The sequence below is a fragment of the Burkholderia sp. TSV86 genome (genome assembly GCF_001522865.1).
Lineage (GTDB): Bacteria > Pseudomonadota > Gammaproteobacteria > Burkholderiales > Burkholderiaceae > Burkholderia.
The window spans coordinates 253,324-273,756 of record NZ_LOWB01000109.1; the positions used below are offsets into that span (position 1 = coordinate 253,324).

The 20,433-nt window shown below is 61.5% G+C and carries 20 protein-coding genes and 1 tRNA gene; 6 read left to right on the forward strand and 15 right to left on the reverse strand.

The window, feature by feature from the left end; all coding sequences use genetic code 11:
* The first annotated feature begins 283 nt into the window (after window positions 1-283).
* The gene (locus WS68_RS20615) at window positions 284-1,300 is read left to right on the forward strand and encodes a D-2-hydroxyacid dehydrogenase family protein (protein WP_059572494.1); all 1,017 of its coding nucleotides are present in this window, start codon (window positions 284-286) and stop codon (window positions 1,298-1,300) included.
* A gap of 277 nt (window positions 1,301-1,577) precedes the next feature.
* Here the strand turns inward: WS68_RS20615 and WS68_RS20620 are convergent, their stop codons facing one another.
* A complete protein-coding gene (locus tag WS68_RS20620; RefSeq protein ID WP_059572495.1) occupies window positions 1,578-2,450 on the reverse strand; it encodes a patatin-like phospholipase family protein in 873 nt (290 codons plus the stop codon).
* Between the two features lie 32 nt (window positions 2,451-2,482).
* Window positions 2,483-2,887, reverse strand: a complete 405-nt coding sequence (locus tag WS68_RS20625; protein ID WP_059572496.1) for a PaaI family thioesterase — start codon at window positions 2,885-2,887, stop codon at window positions 2,483-2,485.
* Between the two features lie 192 nt (window positions 2,888-3,079).
* On the opposite strand from WS68_RS20625, the gene WS68_RS20630 reads away from it, so the two are divergent.
* Window positions 3,080-3,155 (forward strand) — tRNA-Lys (locus WS68_RS20630).
* A gap of 966 nt (window positions 3,156-4,121) precedes the next feature.
* Window positions 4,122-4,301, forward strand: a complete 180-nt coding sequence (locus tag WS68_RS27885) for a hypothetical protein (RefSeq protein WP_156429588.1) — start codon at window positions 4,122-4,124, stop codon at window positions 4,299-4,301.
* A 729-nt stretch (window positions 4,302-5,030) separates the two neighbouring features.
* On the opposite strand, the gene gshA is transcribed toward WS68_RS27885, so the two are convergent.
* The 3 genes from gshA to ada form a co-directional block, all read right to left on the reverse strand.
* The gene (gene gshA, locus WS68_RS20635) at window positions 5,031-6,644 is read right to left on the reverse strand and encodes a glutamate--cysteine ligase (protein WP_059572549.1); all 1,614 of its coding nucleotides are present in this window, start codon (window positions 6,642-6,644) and stop codon (window positions 5,031-5,033) included.
* Window positions 6,645-6,817: 173 nt separating this feature from the next.
* Window positions 6,818-7,744 (reverse strand): DNA-3-methyladenine glycosylase family protein, encoded by a 927-nt coding sequence (locus tag WS68_RS20640; RefSeq protein WP_156429590.1) that lies wholly within the window; start codon window positions 7,742-7,744, stop codon window positions 6,818-6,820.
* 29 nt (window positions 7,745-7,773) lie between these two features.
* The gene (gene ada / locus WS68_RS20645; RefSeq protein WP_059572550.1) at window positions 7,774-8,871 is read right to left on the reverse strand and encodes a bifunctional DNA-binding transcriptional regulator/O6-methylguanine-DNA methyltransferase Ada; all 1,098 of its coding nucleotides are present in this window, start codon (window positions 8,869-8,871) and stop codon (window positions 7,774-7,776) included.
* A 405-nt stretch (window positions 8,872-9,276) separates the two neighbouring features.
* On the opposite strand from ada, the gene WS68_RS20650 reads away from it, so the two are divergent.
* Complete coding sequence (locus WS68_RS20650) at window positions 9,277-9,693, forward strand: VOC family protein (protein ID WP_059572498.1); 417 nt, start codon at window positions 9,277-9,279, stop codon at window positions 9,691-9,693.
* Window positions 9,694-9,778: 85 nt separating this feature from the next.
* Here WS68_RS20650 and WS68_RS20655 read toward each other — a convergent pair whose 3' ends face one another.
* The 3 genes from WS68_RS20655 to speG form a co-directional block, all read right to left on the reverse strand.
* Window positions 9,779-10,333 carry a YaeQ family protein gene (locus tag WS68_RS20655; RefSeq protein WP_059572499.1) on the reverse strand — a complete coding sequence of 185 codons (555 nt, stop codon included), beginning with the start codon at window positions 10,331-10,333 and terminating at the stop codon, window positions 9,779-9,781.
* A gap of 208 nt (window positions 10,334-10,541) precedes the next feature.
* Complete coding sequence (sap1, locus tag WS68_RS20660) at window positions 10,542-10,886, reverse strand: surface attachment protein Sap1 (RefSeq protein ID WP_059572500.1); 345 nt, start codon at window positions 10,884-10,886, stop codon at window positions 10,542-10,544.
* A 491-nt stretch (window positions 10,887-11,377) separates the two neighbouring features.
* A complete protein-coding gene (gene speG / locus WS68_RS20665; protein ID WP_059572501.1) occupies window positions 11,378-11,911 on the reverse strand; it encodes a spermidine N1-acetyltransferase in 534 nt (177 codons plus the stop codon).
* Between the two features lie 170 nt (window positions 11,912-12,081).
* Between speG and WS68_RS20670 the strand changes: the two genes are divergently transcribed.
* On the forward strand, window positions 12,082-12,261 hold the full coding sequence (locus tag WS68_RS20670) for a hypothetical protein (RefSeq protein WP_059572502.1): 180 nt from the start codon (window positions 12,082-12,084) through the stop codon (window positions 12,259-12,261).
* Between the two features lie 355 nt (window positions 12,262-12,616).
* Here WS68_RS20670 and WS68_RS20675 read toward each other — a convergent pair whose 3' ends face one another.
* The 3 genes from WS68_RS20675 to WS68_RS29055 all read right to left on the reverse strand — a co-directional run bounded on the left by WS68_RS20675 (window position 12,617) and on the right by WS68_RS29055 (window position 16,819).
* Window positions 12,617-14,359, reverse strand: coding sequence for a ShlB/FhaC/HecB family hemolysin secretion/activation protein (locus tag WS68_RS20675; protein WP_059572503.1), 1,743 nt, complete (start codon window positions 14,357-14,359; stop codon window positions 12,617-12,619).
* A 591-nt stretch (window positions 14,360-14,950) separates the two neighbouring features.
* The gene (mnmE, locus tag WS68_RS20680) at window positions 14,951-16,354 is read right to left on the reverse strand and encodes a tRNA uridine-5-carboxymethylaminomethyl(34) synthesis GTPase MnmE (RefSeq protein WP_059572504.1); all 1,404 of its coding nucleotides are present in this window, start codon (window positions 16,352-16,354) and stop codon (window positions 14,951-14,953) included.
* Window positions 16,355-16,633: 279 nt separating this feature from the next.
* On the reverse strand, window positions 16,634-16,819 hold the full coding sequence (locus tag WS68_RS29055) for a hypothetical protein (RefSeq protein ID WP_231753072.1): 186 nt from the start codon (window positions 16,817-16,819) through the stop codon (window positions 16,634-16,636).
* Here WS68_RS29055 and WS68_RS20685 point away from each other — a divergent pair.
* On the forward strand, window positions 16,745-17,113 hold the full coding sequence (locus tag WS68_RS20685) for a helix-turn-helix domain-containing protein (RefSeq protein WP_231753073.1): 369 nt from the start codon (window positions 16,745-16,747) through the stop codon (window positions 17,111-17,113). The two genes, WS68_RS29055 and WS68_RS20685, sit on opposite strands and share 75 nt — an antisense overlap.
* A gap of 140 nt (window positions 17,114-17,253) precedes the next feature.
* Here WS68_RS20685 and yidC read toward each other — a convergent pair whose 3' ends face one another.
* The 4 genes from yidC to rpmH all read right to left on the reverse strand — a co-directional run bounded on the left by yidC (window position 17,254) and on the right by rpmH (window position 20,027).
* A complete protein-coding gene (gene yidC / locus WS68_RS20690) occupies window positions 17,254-18,924 on the reverse strand; it encodes a membrane protein insertase YidC (RefSeq protein ID WP_059572505.1) in 1,671 nt (556 codons plus the stop codon).
* Window positions 18,925-18,932: 8 nt separating this feature from the next.
* Entirely contained in the window at window positions 18,933-19,205 is a 273-nt protein-coding gene (yidD, locus tag WS68_RS20695) for a membrane protein insertion efficiency factor YidD (protein ID WP_059517169.1), read from the reverse strand.
* Between the two features lie 203 nt (window positions 19,206-19,408).
* On the reverse strand, window positions 19,409-19,819 hold the full coding sequence (gene rnpA, locus WS68_RS20700) for a ribonuclease P protein component (protein ID WP_082710189.1): 411 nt from the start codon (window positions 19,817-19,819) through the stop codon (window positions 19,409-19,411).
* A gap of 73 nt (window positions 19,820-19,892) precedes the next feature.
* Window positions 19,893-20,027: a 50S ribosomal protein L34 gene (gene rpmH / locus WS68_RS20705; RefSeq protein WP_004198824.1), complete on the reverse strand. Its 135-nt coding sequence runs from the start codon at window positions 20,025-20,027 to the stop codon at window positions 19,893-19,895.
* Between the last annotated feature and the right edge of the window lie 406 nt (window positions 20,028-20,433).

Sequence of the window (20,433 nt, forward strand, 5' to 3'; positions counted from 1 at the left end):
AATTGTTCTGACAAAAGAGATAATTTGGTCTGCATGGCGAGCGAACCCGCCAATTGAGACGCACAAAAACCGCGATCTGACCGATATAAAGCAGGAGCACAGCATCCTAGGCGCCGCCCATGTGCGACAACTTGTCGCGTTACGTAACAAGCTGTTAAAAAGAGATACACCTGTTCCCGCGCCGTCATAGGATCATGACGACCCCAAAACCGGGCCGGATCCGGGCACGCCGACGCCAAACGGCCGCCCACTTCCACAAGCCGCGCGAACCCTGAAACACGCCATGAAAATTGCCATCCTCGACGACTACCAGGACGCGGTCCGCAAGCTCGATTGCTTCGACATGCTCGCCGACCATGAGGTCAAGGTCTTCAACAACACGGTGCGCGGCCTCGGACAGCTCGCAAGCCGCTTGGCCGAAGTCGAGGCGCTCGTGCTGATCCGTGAGCGCTCGCACATCACATCGCAGTTGCTCGGCAAGCTGCCGCAATTGCGAATGATCAGCCAGACGGGGCGCATCTCGTCGCACATCGATCTCGACGCCTGCACCGAGCGCGGCATCGCCGTGCTGGAGGGCACCGGTTCGCCGATCGCGCCCGCCGAGCTGACTTGGGCGCTCATCATGGCCGCGCAACGCCGCATTCCGCAGTACGTCGCGAACTTGAAACAGGGCGCATGGCAGCAATCGGGGCTCAAAACTTCGGCGATGCCGCCGAACTTCGGGCTCGGTCAAGTTCTGCGCGGGCAAACGCTCGGCATTTGGGGCTACGGCAAGATCGGCCGGCTCGTCGCCGGCTACGGCAAGGCGTTCGGGATGAACGTAATGATCTGGGGCCGCGAGCACTCGCTCGAAGCCGCGCGCGCAGACGGCCATGCGGTCGCACCAAGCCGCGAGGCGTTCTTCGAGCAAGTCGACGTGCTGTCGCTGCATCTGCGCCTACACGACGACACACGCGGCATCGTCAAGCTGGACGATTTGCTGCGGATGAAACCGACGTCGCTTTTCGTCAACACGAGCCGCGCCGAGCTGCTCGAGGAAAACGCGCTCGTCAACGCGCTCGCGCGCAACCGGCCGGGGATGGTCGCCATCGACGTCTACGAAAGCGAGCCGATTCTGCAGGGCTACAGCCTGCTGCGGATGGAAAACGTGATCTGTACGCCGCATATCGGCTATGTCGAGCGCGAAAGCTATGAGCTTTACTTCAGCGCCGCGTTCAAGAACATCCTCGCGTTCGACGCCGGCGACATCTCGAGCGTCGTCAATCCGGACGCGCTGACGCCGGGGCGGTCGCGGCGATAACCTCGGCCCTGGCCGGCTGAGCCGACGGCGGCATGACGCTATCGCGATATGCGACGCGCGCGGCGATGGTGACGCGGGAGCGGCGGCCGGAATCGATCCGTCGATCCGTCGATCCGTCGATCCGTCGATCCGTCGATCCGTCGATCCGTCGATCCGTCGATCCGTCGATCAAAATTTTAGGTCGCCTGCCGTGGGCCTGCGCGCGTTTTCCAATCTGCGTAGACCGACGTGGGCATCGACGCCTGCGAGCGAACCCCGGAAAGCGGGCCCGCCCGACTCAGCGGCTTCGCGTGGCAGCCCCGCCGGCAATGCACGCAGCCGCCATCACAAAACGCTCGCCATCGCGCCGCCCAAGATCGTAAGCATGCTGCATCTGGTGCGGACTCGTGTAGTCCCAGCTCGAGATCGGCACCTTGTTCGACGGCTGCACATAGATGCGCCGCTGGCCGCCGTGGTCGACCGCGAACATCTGCGGCCGTGGATAGCGGCGCGTGACCATCACGAGCACCGGCCCCGGCGATGCATCGAGCGCGCCGACGGGCACATTGTCGACCATGCCGCCGTCGAGCACCGGCCGGCCATTGCGGCGCAGGACGGGCGTAAATGGCGGCGTGCACGACGATTGCAGGATCAAGTCGGCAAGTTCGTCGACGCCTGCGCAATCCTGCGCGCGCACGAACTCCGGCAGAAAACCGAGCGAACGGCCAAACGTCGGATGCAGCGTCTTGCGCACGTATTTCTCGAGGTTGTACGCGACCAGCCCCGCCGCCACCGCGCTACGCGCACCGAGCCAGCGCGGCAGGTGCGACACGCCAACGCGAATCTCGGGCGCGGCGGCAAGCCTCGCAAACGGCTCGCCGTAAATGTCGAGAAGCGCCTGCCGGTAAATTCGATAATGTGGAAATATCGGCTCGGCGCGCAGCAGGTTGCCCCAATAGACATTCTTCCGATTGTGTTTGAGCGCCGCCTCGTAATAGCGCATCACCCATTGCGAATCGCGCAGATAGAGCATGCAGGCCGTGGCCGCTCCCGCCGAGATTCCGGCGATCACACGCGGCGACAAGTCGAGCGCGGGACGCACGACATCCCAGAATCCGGCCTGCCACCAGCAACGATTGCCGCCTCCCGCAAAAACGATCTGCTCGAACATCGAATTAGCGCCCCTGTATCCGCGAAGCGCCCTCAGGAAACAAGCGCATAGGTCGATGTCGCGTGGACAGCCATCTTGCCGTCCTCGTCGAACAGCTCGATCTCGCCGAACACGAGATTGCGGCCCATCCGCAGCACGCGCGCCGTGACGAGCACGTCACCCTTGCGCACCGGGCGCATGAAATGCGTGTTCAACGCCACCGTAGTCATCGGCCGGAATTCGCCAAGCGCGGCGGAGATCGCGACAACCATCGCGGTATCGGCGGCCGCCATGAACACTTGACCGCAGATGACGCCTCCCGAATGGCGAAGCTCGCCGGAAAACGGCAAGCGGAGCGTGACGCCCTCCTCCGAGATTGTCACGGGAGTCAGGGAAAGGGAACGGACCCACGGAGCAAGGAGCCGGTCCAGCAAATCGCGGACAGTATTTTCGTCCATCATCGTCAGCCCAGAAAAAGCCGCGCGACCGCCGCGCGACAAGGTTTCGGCGTCATCATACCGGGAGCGCGCGCAATGCGACGCGCCGTCAGGAATCGGACAGGCGCGGGGAAGGCTCGAAAAAATTTTTGTTGAAAATGCGGAAAAGGGCTAGACAATCCTGAAAAGTTTGCGCATAATCTCGCTTCTGTTGGGGCGTTAGCTCAGTTGGTAGAGCAGCGGACTCTTAATCCGTAGGTCGAGTGTTCGAGTCACTCACGCCCCACCAAAGAATTCAAGGGCTTAGCATCGCTGCTAAGCCCTTTTTCTTTTCCACCCTCCTGCCGATATTGGACGATATTTAATATCGCGCATCACGCTTTCGACGTTGACGAATTCGTCGTTCGCAGCGGCTTGCGACACCGGAATACGCTGATGCCGCCCTTCGTCCCGTTCGGCGTGTACATGAACACGTCGCGGAAATTGCTCAGCCCTTCGCGTTCCTCAGCACCGCCCGCTTATTGCCGACATCTTCCCAACTCTGCGCCGTGTCAGCCATCTACACAATAAAGTCCGCGCGATTGCCGTTTTCGTGGTAATTCTGCAAGAACAGCAACGACAATTCAGATTCATTTATCCATTCGCGATCGGCTTCGATAACCGTCCGCCGTGCATCTTCCGCGTTTACCAACGAGGCCGGAAAGTGCCGGTCGAGCCAAGCGAGTCACTTGTGCAGCGCACGGTTCGTATTGCGCTTGACGTCACCAAGGGAAATCGTGGGCTTGCATGCAACTGACTGGTGCATTATTCAAGTCACCGAATGGCATTGCATTTTTATCGCCAATTCAATACAGCATAAATTCAAGCACTTCAAATACGATCAAATTATTTGAAGTGCCGCAGTCTGACAAACTTGGTTACCAGGAAATATTTTCCTCGACCCATCAACTCAGCTTCATAACGATCCGGTAAGAAATGAATTTTAAATAAATGTCGCAAGAATTGCCGGCCAAACTGCCTTTGGCCGACTTCAATCGATCCACAATGATATGCTCACCCACAAAAAAATCGCGACATTTCGGCGCCACAAAGGATTGCAAGAAATTTAATATTAGTTGCCAATAATAGGAAACTCATTTACCCGCTGCGGGCCAAAGATTGGATTCAGTCAGGAACGACGCCGAACGCCCCCTAAATACAAGATTGCAAAACCAAATAAAACAACGCGCGCGATGAAAATTATTTCGATGCAAAGATGGAAAATTTAAATTGCGACAACTCTTTACTGAACGCCCGAATACCAGGCCCATACGTGTCGCCATTGATTTCCGAAATAGAAACATTGCCATTCGAAAAAATTTCCGGCGACGGCAAGGATGATAAAAATAACAAATTGAAAAAAGGGCGCGCTTTTAAAATTTTCACCCCTTCTTGAATCATCCCACAACGGAGTGAATCGTGAATAAATCGCTGATTTATAGCGCCTTCCTTCTAGCTGGCCTGATCGGCTCCCAACCATTCACATGCAAGCAATTACAACGTCACCCTGTCTTGCAAGCAAGACTACGGTTACATTGATGGCTTGGCATACGCGGATTCCGAATATATACCAATCGTTCACATAAAAGGTGGCAGTTGGGCATATCTTGCTTACGACAATGGGGTGAATAAACCTTATGGGCGGGCAATATTGGCGGTAGCCCTGACCGCGTATGCAACCGGCCGAAAGGTTTGGATTGGATGTTCAACGCCAACCGGTAGTGATAATGCGAGACAAATCTGGCTATATCCTTAATACCTTCGGCGCAACATCCGCGCCTCAAGGCACTTGGCCTCTCAGAAGCCTCAGTTCACGCGCGTCTCGTGGCTCGCTGACTTGAGCCGTTCAAGTGCATTCGCCGCGATCAATTTCACTAATGCGGCAGCATGACAGGCTGGATTCGTCTCGCACGACTCGGTGCAAGCCGGCTTCGCACACTGCGGCCAGAAACCTCCCCGAGCCGGCAAACGGGTCGCACGCAACACCGCCGGCCGATGCCAAACGCACGCCTCGCGCGCACCAACTCGAACGGCTTTCGACGCCCAGCAAACGCCCCGCACGGGCGGCGCGCTGCGCGCGCAAGGCTACCGCCTCCTGCCAGCCCGCCTCCTTATCCTCGCGCCATCAAACGCTGAACCGATTCAGCGTATAAGCGCGATACGCGGCGACGAACGCATCGAACGACCCTGCATTCTTTCCTTCGAGTTCCGCCTGTTCATCGAGCGAGCGCTGTGCGAGCCGCTGCGCTTCCTGCATCGCCGCATCGTCGAGCGGCCGTGCGCGAAAATACGATGCATGCGCTTCGCTTTGCGCACGCGCGAATTCCATGAAAGACTGGCTCCGCTCGCGCATCGTGCGCAACACGCGCGCCGACGGGGTAAGCTCCGGATCGTCGAGCTTCGCGCGCTGCGCAGCAATCGCGCGCGCGTGCGCATCATCGCCGCGAATCGCATCCAGCACGGAGCCTGCGGCATCGATCTTCGAGAGCATTTCGTCGGCCCACACGCGCATCGGCACGCTCACGCCGTCGCGCATCAATTCAAGCCCCGGCCGGCGCCCGTCCAGCGTTACGCGGCCAAAATTCGCATCCGACTCTCGATACGTGTCGCATGTGAGCGGCGGGCTTGCATCGAGCGCGCAAACGAGCAAATACGCATCGAGAAAGCGCGCGGTTTCGAGCGAAATGCCGACCGGCTCGAACGGGTCGATGTCGAGGCACCGCACTTCGATGTACTGCACGCCGCGCGACGCCAGCGCATGCAGCGGCCGCTCGCCCGAATAGGTGACGCGCTTCGGCCGAATCGTCGAGTAAAACTCGTTCTCGATTTGCAGCACATTCGTGTTGATCTGAATCCATTCGCCGTCGCGATGTGTGCCGATCGCCTCGTATGGCGGATATGGATCGCTGACCGCCTTCGACAGCGCGTCGAGATAACCCTGTAACGTGTTGTAGTCTGCTTCGAGCGCGGCCTGCGCGGTTGTATTCGAGTAGCCGAGATCGCTCATGCGCAAGCTAGTTGCATACGGGCGATACAGCGTCGTGGCGTCGAATGCATCGAGCTTGTGCGCACGTCCGCGCAGAAAACCCAGCTCGAGCGCGGGCGACGCACCAAACAAGTACATCAGCAGCCAGCTCGTGCGGCGGAAGTTACGAATCAACTCAAGATAGCGCTCGGATTGATAGTCGACCAGGTTCGCGGTGGAGCCCTCTTCCGCATGTAACCGCCGCCACACTTCTTCGCTCAACGAATAGTTGTAGTGGATGCCTGCGATGCACTGCATCGTGCGCCCGTAGCGATATGCGAGACCGCGCCGGTAGACCGTTTTCAGGCGGCCGATGTTCGACACGCCGTAATTCGCGATCGGGATTTCGTCGTCGGCGGGCAGCAGGCCCGGCATCGAATCCGTCCACAGCATCTCGTCGCCGATCAATGCATAGACATAGCGATGTAATTCGTCGAGCCGCGCGAGCGTCGTCGCGGCGTCGCGTTCGGCGGGCGTGATCAGTTCGAGCAGCGCTTCCGAGTAGTCGGTTGTAATCGACGGATGCGTCAGCGCCGAGCCGAGCACGCGCGGATGCGGCGTGAACGCGATCATTCCGTCACGCGTCACGCGCAGGCTCTCCTTTTCGATGCCGCGCAGCCCGTTAGGCAGTTGCTCGCGTGTCGGATTCGTGCTCAACACGGCGAGGCGTTGCAGCAGCCGGTCAGTCTGGCGGGGAGTCATGTTGTTCAGCATCGATGCGCAAGGATGGCTCAACGCCGCGCGGCATGCGCGGATCAGTTGTGGGAATGAAATGGTAGCGGGCACTTTAACATCTCGCCGCGCCGCTCGCTTGACCCGCCCTCGGCACCGCCCCGCCCGTTTATGCGCGCGCGGGGCCTGCCAGCCGCTATCCGTTGCTTATGCCACTATCCGCCGCGCGCCGCGCCCGCCCGGTCGGCGATCTCGTTCCACAAATGCATCGCCGCATAAGCGCGCCACGGCCTCCACGACTCGGTACGCAGACGCTGGCTGGCCGGCCGGTCGAGCGCGGGATCGCACGCGGCGATTGCCTGCATCAGCACGAGATCGGTCGCTGGCCACGCGTCGGCGTCGCGCCAAGCGCGCATCGCGACATATTCGACTGTCCACGGCCCAATGCCCGGCAGCGCAAGCAGCGCGGCGCGCACGCCGGCCGGGTCGTCGGCATAGGCGTCGATCGGCACGTCACCCGCCGCGACCGCGCGCGCGACGCCCTGCAATGCGGCAACGCGCTTGCCCGGCATCCCGACATTCGACAAGTCGCACGCGGCAAGCTCGGCCGGTTCCGGAAAACGCCAACTGGTTGCCGCATGCGGCGCCTTGTCGGCAAGCGGCTCGCCCGCACGCTCGACAAGCCGCCCGACGATCGTCGCCGCCGCCTTCACGCTCACTTGCTGGCCGACGATCGCGCGCACGATCAGCTCGAAGCTCGACCAGGCGCCCGGCACGCGCAAGCCCGGCGCAGCGCTGACAAGAGGCGCGAGCCATGCGTCACGCGCGAGATGCGCGCCGATCACGGCGGGATCGGCGCGCAAATCGAACATCATCGCTAAACGCACGGCGAGCGCGTCATCCGCGCAGCGCGCCGCCTCGCCTTCAACAAGCGCGACAAGACAGCGCTTGCGCGGATGCTTACGCACCACGAGCATGCCCGCCGAGCCACGATATTCGATCGTGCGCCGATACGCGCCGCCCTCGACTGCCTCGACGCGGGGAATCGCGCGCCCCGCCAGAAAGCGCAGCACGCGCGGCCAATCGTATGGAGATTTGAAGGGCAACTCGAACGTGACGCCACCTGGCTGAGCGGCGAGCAACGCAGCGGCTGCGGCTTGTGCGCCGGCGCTCAAGTCGCGTCGTCCACGGCGAGCGCGGCGGCAAACTCGCCGCCCGCGCGCTGCGCCTCGGCATCGATCAGCGCTGCCTTACGCGGCAGCCCCCACCGATAACCGGCGAGCGAGCCGCTTTTTTGCACGACGCGATGACACGGGATCGCCAGCGCGACCGGATTCGACGCGCAAGCGCTCGCGACCGCACGCACCGCGCGCGGCACGCCAAGCGCTTCGGCGATCTCTGTATAGCTGCGTGTCTGGCCGTAAGGAATCCGACACAAGGCGTCCCATACGCGTTGCTGAAACGCGGTTGCGGCGATATCGAGCGGCAGATCGAAACGCTCGCGCGTGCCGCTCAGATAAGCGTTGATTTGCTCGACGAACGGCGCGATCCGCTCAGGCGATTCCACCAGCGCCGCATTCGCAAATGACGCCCGCAGCTCGTCGACGAGCAGCTCGGCTGCGTCGCCAAACGCAATCTTGCAAATCCCCTTGTCCGTAGCCGCGACGAGCACCATACCGAGCGGCGTATCGGCCGTCGCATACGCGATCGTCAACCCCGCGCCCTTGCGGCGAAACGCCGACGGCAGCATGCCAAGCTCACGCGGCACCGATTCGTAGAGCCTCGACGACGAATTGAAGCCCGCATCGACAGCCGCCCGCGTGACGGCCGCGCCGCTTTGCAACGCCTCGCGCAACGCCGCGCCCCGCTGCGCAGCCTGATACTGGCGCGGCGACACGCCGACCACGCGCTTGAACAGCCGCTGCAAGTGAAACGGACTCAGGTGAACGGCGTCGCTCAGTTGCGCGAGCGTGAAACGATCCTGGCGATGCGCGTCAAGCACCGCGCATGCGCGATTGACGATCTCAAGCTCGCGCGGCAGCCCTTCGGGCCGGCAGCGCTTGCATGGGCGATAGCCCGCCGCGCGCGCCGCGACCGCATCGGCAAAAAACGCGACATTCTCGCGCAGCGGCAACCGCGACGCGCATGACGGACGGCAAAACACTCCCGTTGTCCTGACTGCATAGCAAAACGCGCCGTCGGCGCGGGCGTCGCGCGCAATGAGCGCGGCCCAGCGCGCGTCGTCAGTCGAATAATCCAGCTTTTTCATCATGACCTCGCAAAAGCGGAACGGATGCGTGCCACTGTAGACGCCGCCGCATCCGGTCACGCGCTGAATCTTGCGCTCTCATTCGTCCCATGGTTTACACAATCGACGCAGATCGCTGCTCGCCTCACCGCCACCACGCCTCCATATCGGCTTCGGCCCCATTTTGACTGACGCAGTGCGGCTGCGACAGATTGCTGTTCTGATGTTTTTTGCACATCGAATATTGCATTGCACCATCCGGATGTGTATAGTGGGAACTGTCTCCTCCATGTCTCCTCCTGATATGGATTAAGCCCGTTCAAATACGAACGGGCTTTTTTTCGTCCATCGATTTTGCACCGGCCCTCCGCCGCCCGCCCGGACCGTCTACACTCGGTAAGACTCCCCGGACAGGAAACGCTCTTGATGAAACCCCATATCCGCGAGATCGATCACGTCGTACTGCGCGTGACCGATCTGGAGACCATGACGCGCTTCTATTGCGACGCGCTCGGCTGCCACGTCGAGAAAGTGCAGCCGGACTTGGGGCTCGTTCAGTTGCGCGCCGGCAAATCGCTGATCGACCTATTAGCGCTCGGCGCGTCAGGCGGTTCGCCACATGACTGCGCGCCCGGACAGGGCCACAACATGGATCATCTATGCTTGCGCGTCGAACCGTTCGACGCTGCCGCGTTGCGCGCTCATCTTGCCGCACACGGTGCACGGCCGGGTGATGCCGAGCGGCGTTACGGCGCAGATGGCTACGGGCCGTCGATCTATCTATACGACCCCGAAGGCAATATGGTTGAACTCAAGGGGCCGCCGCAAGCCGCCGCGCACTGACGCGAAAGCGGCGGGAGCTTCAGTGCACAGCGCAGCCTGCGGCCTTATCCTGGAGCACGGAGCTTGCGGCACGCGCCGTCCACGCTCACACGTCGTCCCGCGCCTTCAGCACGGTCCATTCGATCGCCACCGGGTCATGCGTTGCGCTCGACAGCCACGCCGCGCCGTCCTGCACCGTGCATTGCAGGCGCATCGTCCGCTGTGCAAGCCCGCCCAGCGCAGCGGCCACGCCGTCCACCAGCGACACCACACGCACATTGCGCAGCCGCTCCACCTTCGCGCGCGCGCCTTGCCACCAGATATCGGACGCGCGGCCGCCATACGCGATCACGTCTACCCGCCCCGCGCGCCCGCTCGCTTTCGCAATGCGCCGCTCGTCAGGCTGGCCGACGTCGATCCACGCATCGATCGCGCCCGTCAGATCTTTTTGCCAGAGATCGGGCTCATCGGTATCCGACAGACCCTTGCAGAATTCGAGCCGTTCATCCGCGAAAAGCGCGAACGCGGCAATGCGCACCATCATCCGTTCGTCCGTCTCGGACGGATGACGTGCGACGGTGAGCGAATGATCGGCATAGTAATGCCGGTCCATGTCGGCGATTTGCAGCTCCGCCTTGTAGATCGTCGATTTGAGCGCCATTCCAGCATCGTGCCCCATACAGGCCGTTGATTCGAGTCGGGGCATGATGATACAGAATGCGCGATACACGCGCGGCAAGCATAAAACGATCGGACGGCCGGGCTAAACGCAAAGCGGCCCGGGCGCCGCCCAGGCCATACGCAGCAACCATGTCACCCCGGCCGACGCCCGCACGCCGCCGCAAGACGGCCGCGCGGGAGCCCTGCCGTTACTGCTTGATGAAGCGTGCGTCCGTCCAGAGACCTTGCTGGTCGCTATTCTCGGCGCTCACGAACTGCACGTCGCCCTTGTCGACGCTGACCACCCGGAAGCGCTGACCTTCCGGCACCGACAGGCAGCGGAAGTCATCGAAATACTGCTGCCGCGCTTGCGAGCGTCCGTCGCGCTCATGGCTCAGTACGGAATCCAAATTATCTTTTGACAGACATCCCCACGCATTCTTGGTGAGCTGGATTTCCTGTCGAGGCTTGAGCGACGCATCGCCGCCTGCCTGCGCAACGGAAAACGCAACGATGCCGCTTATCAACGCAAGCAAAAGACCAGTTCGTTTCATATCGTGTCTCCCATACTCGCGCGCCGATACGCTCATTAGCTATGTATTTAAAGGCATGCGTCGGCCCGCACTTGTTCATGCTAGGAGAACCAACGGCGACTGCAAGCACAATCGTTGTGCGATTGCAATAGCGACGTATTGCCGCACCCCGTCACGACCCATGCATACCGGTTCCAGCATCGTGTGCCATTTCGGGGAAAATACGCACTCCGGATTTTCATAATCTACCAAAGTCTTATTCTGCAAGACTTTCCGTTCCATGCTCGCGACGCAAATGAACGAGTTGGATAATTCAATTCGCGTTGCCGGTCTATTTGATGCGCCGCACATAAAGTCGTCAAAAAATTTCGCAGTGCCGCACAAAGTCTTTCTGATATGCCGAATACAAAAAAAATGCCAGCGGCTCATGCCGCCGGCACTCTGTCACCGATTGCGCACGCCGGCATACACGCCAGCCGGCTTTATTCGCGACCGCGCAATTCCTCGGCGCGCTACTGAGCCGCGAAATAATCGCGCTGAAATATGCACATCCGTAATGCGTTGTGATATTGGCCGTTACCAAAAAATTCTTCGATCAACTCGGCTTCATGCCTGAAACCGCATTTCTCGTACACGTGAATCGCCGCGACATTCGATTTGTCGACGATCAAATACAGTTTGCGCAGGTTCAGCACCTTGAACGCATAGGCAACCGCCAGCCGCGTCGCGTGCGTCGCGTAACCGCGGCCTTGCTGGTTCGGCGCGATGATGATCTGAAACTCGCCGCGCCGGTGAATATAGTCAAGTTCGATCAGCTCGACGAGGCCAACAAGCTCGCCATCCGCGTCCGCCACGACGAAACGGCGCTCGCGCTGATCGTGCACATGCTGATCGTACAGTTGCGACAGTTCCGCGAAGGTTTCGTATGGTTCCTCGAACCAGTAACGCATGATTTTTGCGTCGTTGTTGAGGCCGTGAACGAAACGCAGATCCTGGCGCTCGAGCGGTCTTAGCGCGAGCGTGTGCTGTTCATTCTGAATTTGCATGGATGTCCTTGAGTCATTTGATTCGCTGCGCACGGACGGCATGGACGCCGGTGCGCCGGTGCGCCGGAGATGCCGGAGATGCCGGAAAATTCGTCAACTGAAAATGACTGCGGGCTCCAGTACAGAGCCTAAAATGAATCGAGGGTTCCCGCCGCACGACGGAGGCGATCGTGATCGAGCAACTGATATTGGGCGTTTTTCTCGTATTGCCGCTGCTCATCGTGGCGGTGCTGTATTCCGACGAACTATGGCAGGAGCACCAGCACCGCCAGAAGCATTCGCGCGATGAACACGTGGCGCACGCGCATGCCGATTGGCGTCATCCGTGGCGTCTGCTGCGGCGGCATTGAGCGCGGCGTTCCCACGCACTGATTCACCGCTCTCCGACAGAAGTTTTATCATCTCATGCGCGCGTCGTGCCGCATCGCGCGTACTCGGTGTGCGCGCCGACGCTCGGCCAGCCAGTGACGTCGCTTAACCCGTCGGGTGCTTGGCCGGTATGTGCGTCGTACCCTTGTTTCCCATTCCAAAGGGTCGGACGCATACATAACCCACGTCGCAAAACGCTGCGCTCGCCCAGCACTCGCGTCGGACTCCGGCGCACCAACTGGCCGCAAGGACTGCAAGCCTGGGCACCACGATGCCGGGCGTTACCCGTCGATCTTCGAGACCGTGCTCCTGCCAGTCGCGCAATCCTGCTCCCGCTTAACTGCCGAAAACGACAAAAAGCTCGCCTTGCGGCGCCTTTGATCCGTTCGGCACGACCGAGCGCAGCGGGAATCCCAGCGTGCCGCGCACGCTGACAAAGCGCGCGGCCTGCAACCGAAAGCCCGCACCGATGCTCGCCAGCGACGCGCTGTTGATATCTGCCGGCTGCGGCGTGCGGTTCCACACGCGCCCGGCATCGAAGAACAAGAACGGCTGTAGCGCGACGGCGCCCAGGCCGAACGAAGGCGAACGCAACTCCGATTGAATATTCCAACCGCGATCCCCTTGTGCCGCATAAGGCTCGTAGCCACGCACCGTCGCATCGCCGCCCAGGCCGAGTTTTTCGCTCGGCAATAGCGTGCTGTTCGTCCATTGCATCTGCGCACGCATCGACCAGATGAATTTCGATGCGCCGAGCAGCGTGTCGCGTTGAGCGGACAGTTGAAGATACTGGTAGCGCGCCTTCGCGCCAAGCTGCGCCGCATCGAACGCTTCATCGCGGTTGTTGCCGTCGAAACCGCCGGGGCTTAGCATCAGCGACGCATTGACGCGCGTGTCGCCGGATGCGTCGCTCTTCGACGCGTCATACGCGAACACGAATTGATGAACGTGCGTATTCGCGTTGAACACCTGAAAGCCGCCGAATTCCAGATTGTTGTTCGAGCGCTTGAAGTCATAGCCGAACTGCGTGCGCTGCTGCCAGCCAGCCAGCGACGGCAGCCGGCGGCCGTAGCGAAAGCTGATCTGTGAGCTGATCCCGTCTTGCCGATAGCTGTCCGGCAGCCTCGGCGTGCTGCGTGCGAACACGCCGAATAGCTCGATGCTGTCGAAGGGCGTCAGCGGTACAACGAGATTCATCGCATGCGCGATGAAGCGCGGGCGGTTCGGGCGGCCCTCGATCGCCGGATTGCCGCTCAACAAATCGTTGCTCGCGGTCATTTGGTATCCGAAGCGAATGTCGGCGCCGAACAGGTTGCCGTAATCGAGGCCCGCGAGCACCCGGTCGCGGCCGAGCTGCCGGACGCCAGCGTTGTTGTAACCGCCGTAGATGCGCAGCGGCAGACGATCGTCGACGTTCAGTACGACGTCGGTCGTGCCGGGCGCGACGCCAGGCGCATAGACCGCATCGACGCGACGGTACGGATTCTCGTTCAGCAACGCGAGTCCGGCATCGATGTCGTCTGCGCGAATCGGTTTGCCAGCCGACAGCGGCATCTCGCGCTCAAGCAGCGCCGTCGAGAAATGGCGGTTGCCCTGCACCGATACGTTGCCGAGCCGGAATTCCGCGACCGCGATCGTCACCTCGCCACCGCTCACGTCTTGTTCAGGCACATAAACATCGACGAGCGGCCGCCCGGCGTCGCGATACGCCTGCACGACCATGCGCCGGATTTCGGCCAGACGGGCGAAGGTGAGCGGTTTGCCGATATCGGCCGCGAGACGGCCGAGAAACGCTGTGTTCAGCAACGGCAGGCCGGTCTCGCGCACGCTGCCGTCAGCGCTCGATGTGCCGCTATGCGCGCCGCCTTCGGACGATGAAACGCCCGCACGCATGAACTTAATGCCGCGCAGTTGCGTAATCGCGACGGCCGTCGAACGGTCTTCGGGCTCGGCGGGCAATGCAGGAGACGAGTGCTTGGCGGCGGCAGGCGGCGGCAACGGCGCGACGTCACGGTAGGATTGCGCGTGAGCGTGACGCGTACCGGCTAACACTGTCACGCATAGCAACACGCAGTGCATGGCAGTTGCCGCTCGTGACACGAATTGACGAAAGATCATGTGGAAAATCACGGAACGCGGCTAACAAATAGCAGCGTTTGCCGCCCGTGTGGGGATAGCGCGTGCGGCAAATCGCAGGGTCTCTGGATACGACAGCGCGCGGCGGCGATATGCAAAAGCCATGACTTCCCCGCGCAATGGTCAGAATGGTCAGGATGGCGTTGAACGAGCCAACGAATGAGATCCAAATATGGCGCGCGAATGCTTTTACCTCTTGCGTCGGCCTGGTGGAAATGTCGGCTTATCGCAATGCATTCGTCGAATCGGATCGGGCGCCACACTGAAGCGCGAGCGTAATAAATCGCATCAATACCGAATGTACGATTCCCTACATTCCTATGAGACTCTTGTACGGTTCACCGCCATCGTCCGGGCGAGCGCCGCATTCGAGCCGAATGAAAAGGCCGAATCCGTTGCGGTACCGGATTCGGCCATTGTGCGTTAGCCTTGGCTTCAGCCAACTGATAGAGGGTGGCGCAACAAGGCAGTTTCGCTGGACGGCGAAACCTTCATCGGTTCAGCAATTGCCTTTCTTCACTTGTATTCGATCGATTATTTCCCGATGCAAAACCGGCTAAAAATCACGCCCAACAAATCATCGGAACTGAATTCTCCGGTAATCGAATTCAACTGCTCTTGCGCAAGGCGTAATTCCTCGGCGAAGAGATCCAGCGCGTGGGCATTCTGCTCGGCATGCTCCGCCGCCTGCGCGAGATGCTCCCGCGCTGCTCGCAGCGCGATCAAATGCCGCTCGCGCGCAAGATAAACACTCTCCGCGCCCGCCTGCCAGCCCGCGATCCGCAGCAACTCGCCACGCAATAAATCGATTCCGTCGCCGCGCTTTGCCGACAACCGCACTTCGCACAGATCCGAGCCGCCCGAGCGCGCGGCGAGGCGCTCAACCGCCGCTGGCGCGCCGGTCAAATCCGTCTTGTTCAGCACGCGCACGACCGGCACGTTCGCCGGAAAGCGCTCCGCGATCGCCTCGTCGTCGGCTCCCAGGCCGCTTCTCGCATCAAGCAGATGCAGCACGACATCGGCACGCTCGATCTCGCCCCACGTGCGCGCAATGCCGATTTGCTCCACCTCGTCCTGCGTCTCGCGCAACCCTGCCGTATCGATGATATGCAGCGCAATGCCTTCGATCTGGATTGTCTGGGCGACTTTGTCGCGCGTCGTACCGGCAATCGGCGTGACAATCGCCAGCTCCGCGCCTGCGAGCGCATTCAACAGCGACGATTTGCCGACGTTCGGCTGCCCGGCGAGCACGACTGACAGCCCTTCGCGCAGCAGCGCGCCCTGCCGCGCGTCGTTCAGCACTTGCGCGAGCCGCTCGCGAATACGCGCAAGCTTGCCGCGCGCATCCGCGGCTTCGAGGAAATCGATCTCCTCTTCCGGGAAGTCGAGCGTCGCCTCGACGAGCATCCGCAGCGAGATCACGTCATCGACGAGCGCATGAATATCGCGAGAAAACGCGCCGTCCAGCGAGCGGCCGGCCGATCGAGCGGCCGCCTCAGTGCTCGCCTCGATCAGATCGGCCACCGCCTCGGCCTGCGCAAGATCGAGCTTGTCGTTCAAGAATGCGCGACGCGTGAATTCGCCCGGCTCGGCAAGCCGCAAGCCATAAGCGCGCCCGGCATCGATGCACCGCTGCAGCACGAGCTGCAGCACGATCGGCCCGCCATGCCCCTGTAATTCGAGCACGTGCTCGCCGGTGTACGAATGCGGCGCGGGAAAATAGAGCGCGATGCCACGATCGAGCGGATTGCCGTCGCCGTCGAGAAACGGCACATAGCTCGCGTGCCTCGGCGTGAGCCGCGTACCGCACAATGCTTCGCTGAGCGCCAACGCAGCCGCTTCGCCCGCGCGCCCGAACGACATGCGCACGACACCGATCCCTCCCCGCCCGGACGCGGTGGCAATGGCAACAATCGGATCGGAATCGGTAGCGAGCATGGCAGTCAATCAGCGATAAATGAACGGGAAATCAGCAAGCGGCAAATAGGTTCGTATGTCGAATTGTAGCTTGACGGCGCTATACTACTTGGCCACGCAGAAATCGAAAGATGGCTTTCCGTCCGCCCACACTTATCTTAGCTGAGCTAATCAATTTGTCCGACAAATACGCGATCTGGCATCGAAAAACCGCCGCTGATCGCCGCGTGAAAAGCGGGGGTTCTCACAGATGAACACGTTACATCCCACGCCTGCCAGTTAAATAATCGCTCAGTTAAGCTAAATATAGCCCATTTGGTTGTCTTCTTGGCGGTGGTCGAACTGCACAATCTGGCCATGCCGACACTCGAAGAAAAAGCGGCGTTCACCGAACGTCTCAAATTCGCCCTGTTGCGCAGCCCAGAAAAAGTAACCGGCGCGACGGAACTCGCTTTGCATTTCAATTTGCGTCATCGCGGCGAGCATCCGGTGTCTCCACAGACCGCGCACAAATGGCTAACGGGCCGCACGATTCCGACGCAGGACAAACTGCAAACGCTTGCCGAATGGCTGCGCGTCGATCTGCATTGGCTGCATTACGGTCCGCCGCCGAGCACCGCGCGCGCGACGCCGCAGCCGCTGCCGCGCGACGAAAAATATCCTCCGACGCCCGAGACGATCGAACTCGCGTCGAAAATCGAAGCACTGTCGCCGCATCATCGTTATCTGGTGCAGGAACTAATCGAGCAGTTCTACGGCGGCGAAACGCCCAAGCGCTGATTGCGCGGCCATCCGTCCGATCGAACGGTTTCCATAAAAAAAACCGCCCGGCGCAAACCGGGCGGTTTTTTTACATCGTCCGCCAAGACGCAACGGCCGCAACGGCGAGCGGTGCGCTCGCCGCGCTGCACGCAGCCGCGTCAGCTCGTCTTTTTCTTCGGTGCGTTGCCGATGGTGCGCGTGATGTAATACTGCTGCGCGATCGACAGCACGTTGTTGACCACGTAGTACAGCACGAGGCCCGACGGGAAAAAGAAGAACATCACCGAGAACGCAAGCGGCATGAACATCATCATCTTCGCTTGAACAGGGTCGGCGGGCGTCGGGTTCAGCTTCGTCTGCACGAACATCGATACGGCCATCAGCACCGGCAAGATGAAGTACGGATCGCGCTGCGACAGATCGTGAATCCACAGAATCCACGGCGCACCGCGCATCTCGACCGACGCGAGCAGCACCCAGTACAACGAAATGAACACCGGAATCTGGATCACGACCGGCAAACAGCCGCCGAACGGATTGACCTTTTCGGTCTTGTAAAGCTCCATCAGCGCCGCATTCATCTTTTGCGGATCGCTCTTGAAGCGCTCGCGCAGCGCCTGCATCCGCGGCGTGATTTCCTTCATCCGTGCCATCGACTTATAGCTCGCCGCCGACAGCGGGAAAAACACGGCCTTGATCAGCAGCGTGAGCAGCACGATCGCCCAGCCCCAGTTGCCGACGTAGCCATGAATCTTCTCGAGCAACCAGAAAAGCGGCTTCGCGATGATCGTCACCCAGCCGTAATCCTTCACGAGTTCGAGCCCCGGCGCGACGCCCTCGAGCATGCGCTCCTCTTCCGGACCGGCGAACAGGCGCGCGGACACATCCGCCGACTGCCCCGGCGCGATCGCCGCAACCGGCTGCTTCACGCCGACGCGGTACAGCGACGGATCGATCTTGCCGACATAAATGTCGCGCTTCGCCCCTTGCTGCGGAATCCATGCGGACGCGAAATAGTGCTGAACCATCGCGATCCAGCCGTTGTCGGCAGACGGGACGTACTCGGCCTTGTTCTTGTCGATGTCGCTGAACGTGATCTTCTGGAAGTGCTTCTGATCGGAGTAGACCGCCGGCCCGAGGAACGTGTGCGAGAACATCGGCGTCTCGACCGACGAGTTGTCGCGCACAAGTTCCATGTACACGGTCGGCGTGACGGGCGCGGTGCCGACATTGTCGATCTTCGTGTCGACGCCGATCACGTAGCTGCCGCGCGTGAACGTGTAGGTCTTCACTACCTTCACACCGCCCTTCACCGGCGATTCGAACGACAGTTTCAACGTGTTCCGATCGCTCGTCAGTGCCGTTGGGCCGGCGACCTGCGTGAACACGTCATTGTGGTTCGGGAAATCGCCGCCAAGCAGGCCGGTGCGCGCGAGATACGTATGGTTCGCGGTATGGTCGAACAGCGTGACGAACAGATCGGGCTGCTTGCCGTCGCCCTCCTTCTTCAGCGTCAGCTTCGCGAGCGTGCCGCCGCGCGTGTCGATCTCGCCGTCGTAGACGTCGGTCGAAAAGCGCACGAGCTGCGCCTGCGCGGCGGGCGCCGTGGAACCGGGCGCCTCGCCGGCCGCGGCCGGCAACGCCGCCGCCGCCGCACTGCTTGCGCCGCTCGCGGCCGGCGCGCCGTCAGCCGCGTTCGCCGCGGTATGCGTCTGCGCGACGTTCGGGAAGAACATCGACGGGCGCCCGTGGGATCGCTGCCAGTTGTCGAACAGCATGACAGCCGACATGAAGAAGATCACCCATAGGACGGTGCGTTTGATATCCATGCGTAGTCTCAGAATCGATGGGACGACGCGTCAGCTTCGCGGGGCGCGCTGCGTGCGTCGGAGTTGGGCGGCGGCGGAACGAGGTCGATGCCGCCCGCGGAGAAAGGGTGGCATCGGCACAGCCGCCTGGCGGCGAGATAAGTGCCACGCGCGGCGCCATGATACTGGATTGCCTCGCGCGCGTAATCCGAACAAGAAGGATAAAAACGGCATCGGCTGCCGAGCAGCGGGCTCACGGCAAGCTTGTAGAAGCGCAGCAACGCGAACAATACCGTTTGCATAGCAATGGCGGCGCCGATGCGCCGCATTCGAGCCGACGACCTGACTACCCTGATCTCTGCCCGGTCGAGCCTGGCTGAGCAGACAGAACCGATCGGGCCGGCAGGGTCCGGCCGTTTCGCCTGCCCAGGCCGCGCTACCCCGGCTACCCGATCCGGCCAACCGGCCGCCGTGAACAACGCGCGCATCCAAGCCGGCGCATTCGTCAATCTGACGCAGACGCGGCCGCATTGCGACGCGCAACCTCCCGCGCAGCCCGATCGAGCAACTCGCGGATCTCGCCCGCGCATAACGCCGCGAGCGGCGCGGATGCCGCGCTCGGCATCGCTTTCGTATCGAAGCGCGCATGCAGGCGCAGCAAAATGTCCCAGCCCGCGAACTCGGCGCGCCGCACGCGAAACGCCTCGCGTGCGAGCCGCTTGACCAAGTTGCGCGTCACCGCACGCGGCGCATGCTTTTTGCCGACCACGAGCCCAAGGCGCGCGTCGCGCCCCGTCGGCTTGCCGTAGATCACGAAATGCGCGGTGCGCCGCCACGGACACAAACGAAAAACGGATGAGAATTCATCCGTTTTCAGAAGTCGCGCAGCTTTGGGAAAGACGGCGGACGCTGGCAACGGAATCGAACCCGCAATAGCGGCAGCCTTGCCCGCATCGCTGCGGACGGCGGACACAGCGCGCGGCCCGCCCTTAGATGGCGAGGCGCTTGCGGCCCTTCGCACGACGGGCGTTGATGACCTTGCGGCCGCCCGCCGTCTTCATGCGCACGCGGAAACCATGGGTGCGCTTGCGGCGCGTCACGGAAGGTTGGTAGGTACGTTTCATGTTGCTCTCACTGAAGTTCGAGAATGTCGGGAATACGGGACCGCGCGCCCTCTCTTTCGAGGCAACCGGGCGAACGCAATCGCCGGAAAAAGGATTGGTTTTCGCGGAACCCGCTATTTAAACCGTTTTTCTCTTGGCGGTCAATACTTTAGACGACCAGACGGGCCGCGACGGCGGCAGCGCCCCGCGGTTTCACCAGCCGCCGCGATGCGCGCCACCCATCACCCGGCCCTGTGGATAACTCCCGCTCGCGACGCGTTTGGCGGTAGAATCTCGCCTTATCTCCATCCATCCGACACACCGCCTCGGCCCGCGCCCGCGCTCGAACCCTTGCTGCGCAAGCCTCCGGGGCATATCCGCACGGCCGCGCCGGTCCGCTTGCGCATGTTGCGCATCCGCGACAAGG

Excerpts from the sequence above, each read along its gene's own strand:
- mnmE (WP_059572504.1), bottom strand. The coding sequence starts at position 16,354 with ATGCTCGCTACCGATTCCGATCCGATTGTTGCCATTGCCACCGCGTCC.
- WS68_RS27885 (WP_156429588.1), top strand. The coding sequence starts at position 4,122 with ATGGAAAATTTAAATTGCGACAACTCTTTACTGAACGCCCGAATACCA.
- yidD (WP_059517169.1), bottom strand. The coding sequence starts at position 19,205 with ATGCAAACGGTATTGTTCGCGTTGCTGCGCTTCTACAAGCTTGCCGTG.
- sap1 (WP_059572500.1), bottom strand. The coding sequence starts at position 10,886 with ATGAAACGAACTGGTCTTTTGCTTGCGTTGATAAGCGGCATCGTTGCG.
- ada (WP_059572550.1), bottom strand. The coding sequence starts at position 8,871 with ATGAAAAAGCTGGATTATTCGACTGACGACGCGCGCTGGGCCGCGCTC.
- WS68_RS29055 (WP_231753072.1), bottom strand. The coding sequence starts at position 16,819 with ATGCTCGCCGCGATGACGCAAATTGAAATGCAAAGCGAGTTCCGTCGC.
- gshA (WP_059572549.1), bottom strand. The coding sequence starts at position 6,644 with ATGCTGAACAACATGACTCCCCGCCAGACTGACCGGCTGCTGCAACGC.
- WS68_RS20615 (WP_059572494.1), top strand. The coding sequence starts at position 284 with ATGAAAATTGCCATCCTCGACGACTACCAGGACGCGGTCCGCAAGCTC.
- WS68_RS20655 (WP_059572499.1), bottom strand. The coding sequence starts at position 10,333 with ATGGCGCTCAAATCGACGATCTACAAGGCGGAGCTGCAAATCGCCGAC.
- WS68_RS20625 (WP_059572496.1), bottom strand. The coding sequence starts at position 2,887 with ATGGACGAAAATACTGTCCGCGATTTGCTGGACCGGCTCCTTGCTCCG.
- speG (WP_059572501.1), bottom strand. The coding sequence starts at position 11,911 with ATGCAAATTCAGAATGAACAGCACACGCTCGCGCTAAGACCGCTCGAG.
- yidC (WP_059572505.1), bottom strand. The coding sequence starts at position 18,924 with ATGGATATCAAACGCACCGTCCTATGGGTGATCTTCTTCATGTCGGCT.
- WS68_RS20675 (WP_059572503.1), bottom strand. The coding sequence starts at position 14,359 with ATGCACTGCGTGTTGCTATGCGTGACAGTGTTAGCCGGTACGCGTCAC.
- WS68_RS20650 (WP_059572498.1), top strand. The coding sequence starts at position 9,277 with ATGAAACCCCATATCCGCGAGATCGATCACGTCGTACTGCGCGTGACC.
- WS68_RS20620 (WP_059572495.1), bottom strand. The coding sequence starts at position 2,450 with ATGTTCGAGCAGATCGTTTTTGCGGGAGGCGGCAATCGTTGCTGGTGG.
- rpmH (WP_004198824.1), bottom strand. The coding sequence starts at position 20,027 with ATGAAACGTACCTACCAACCTTCCGTGACGCGCCGCAAGCGCACCCAT.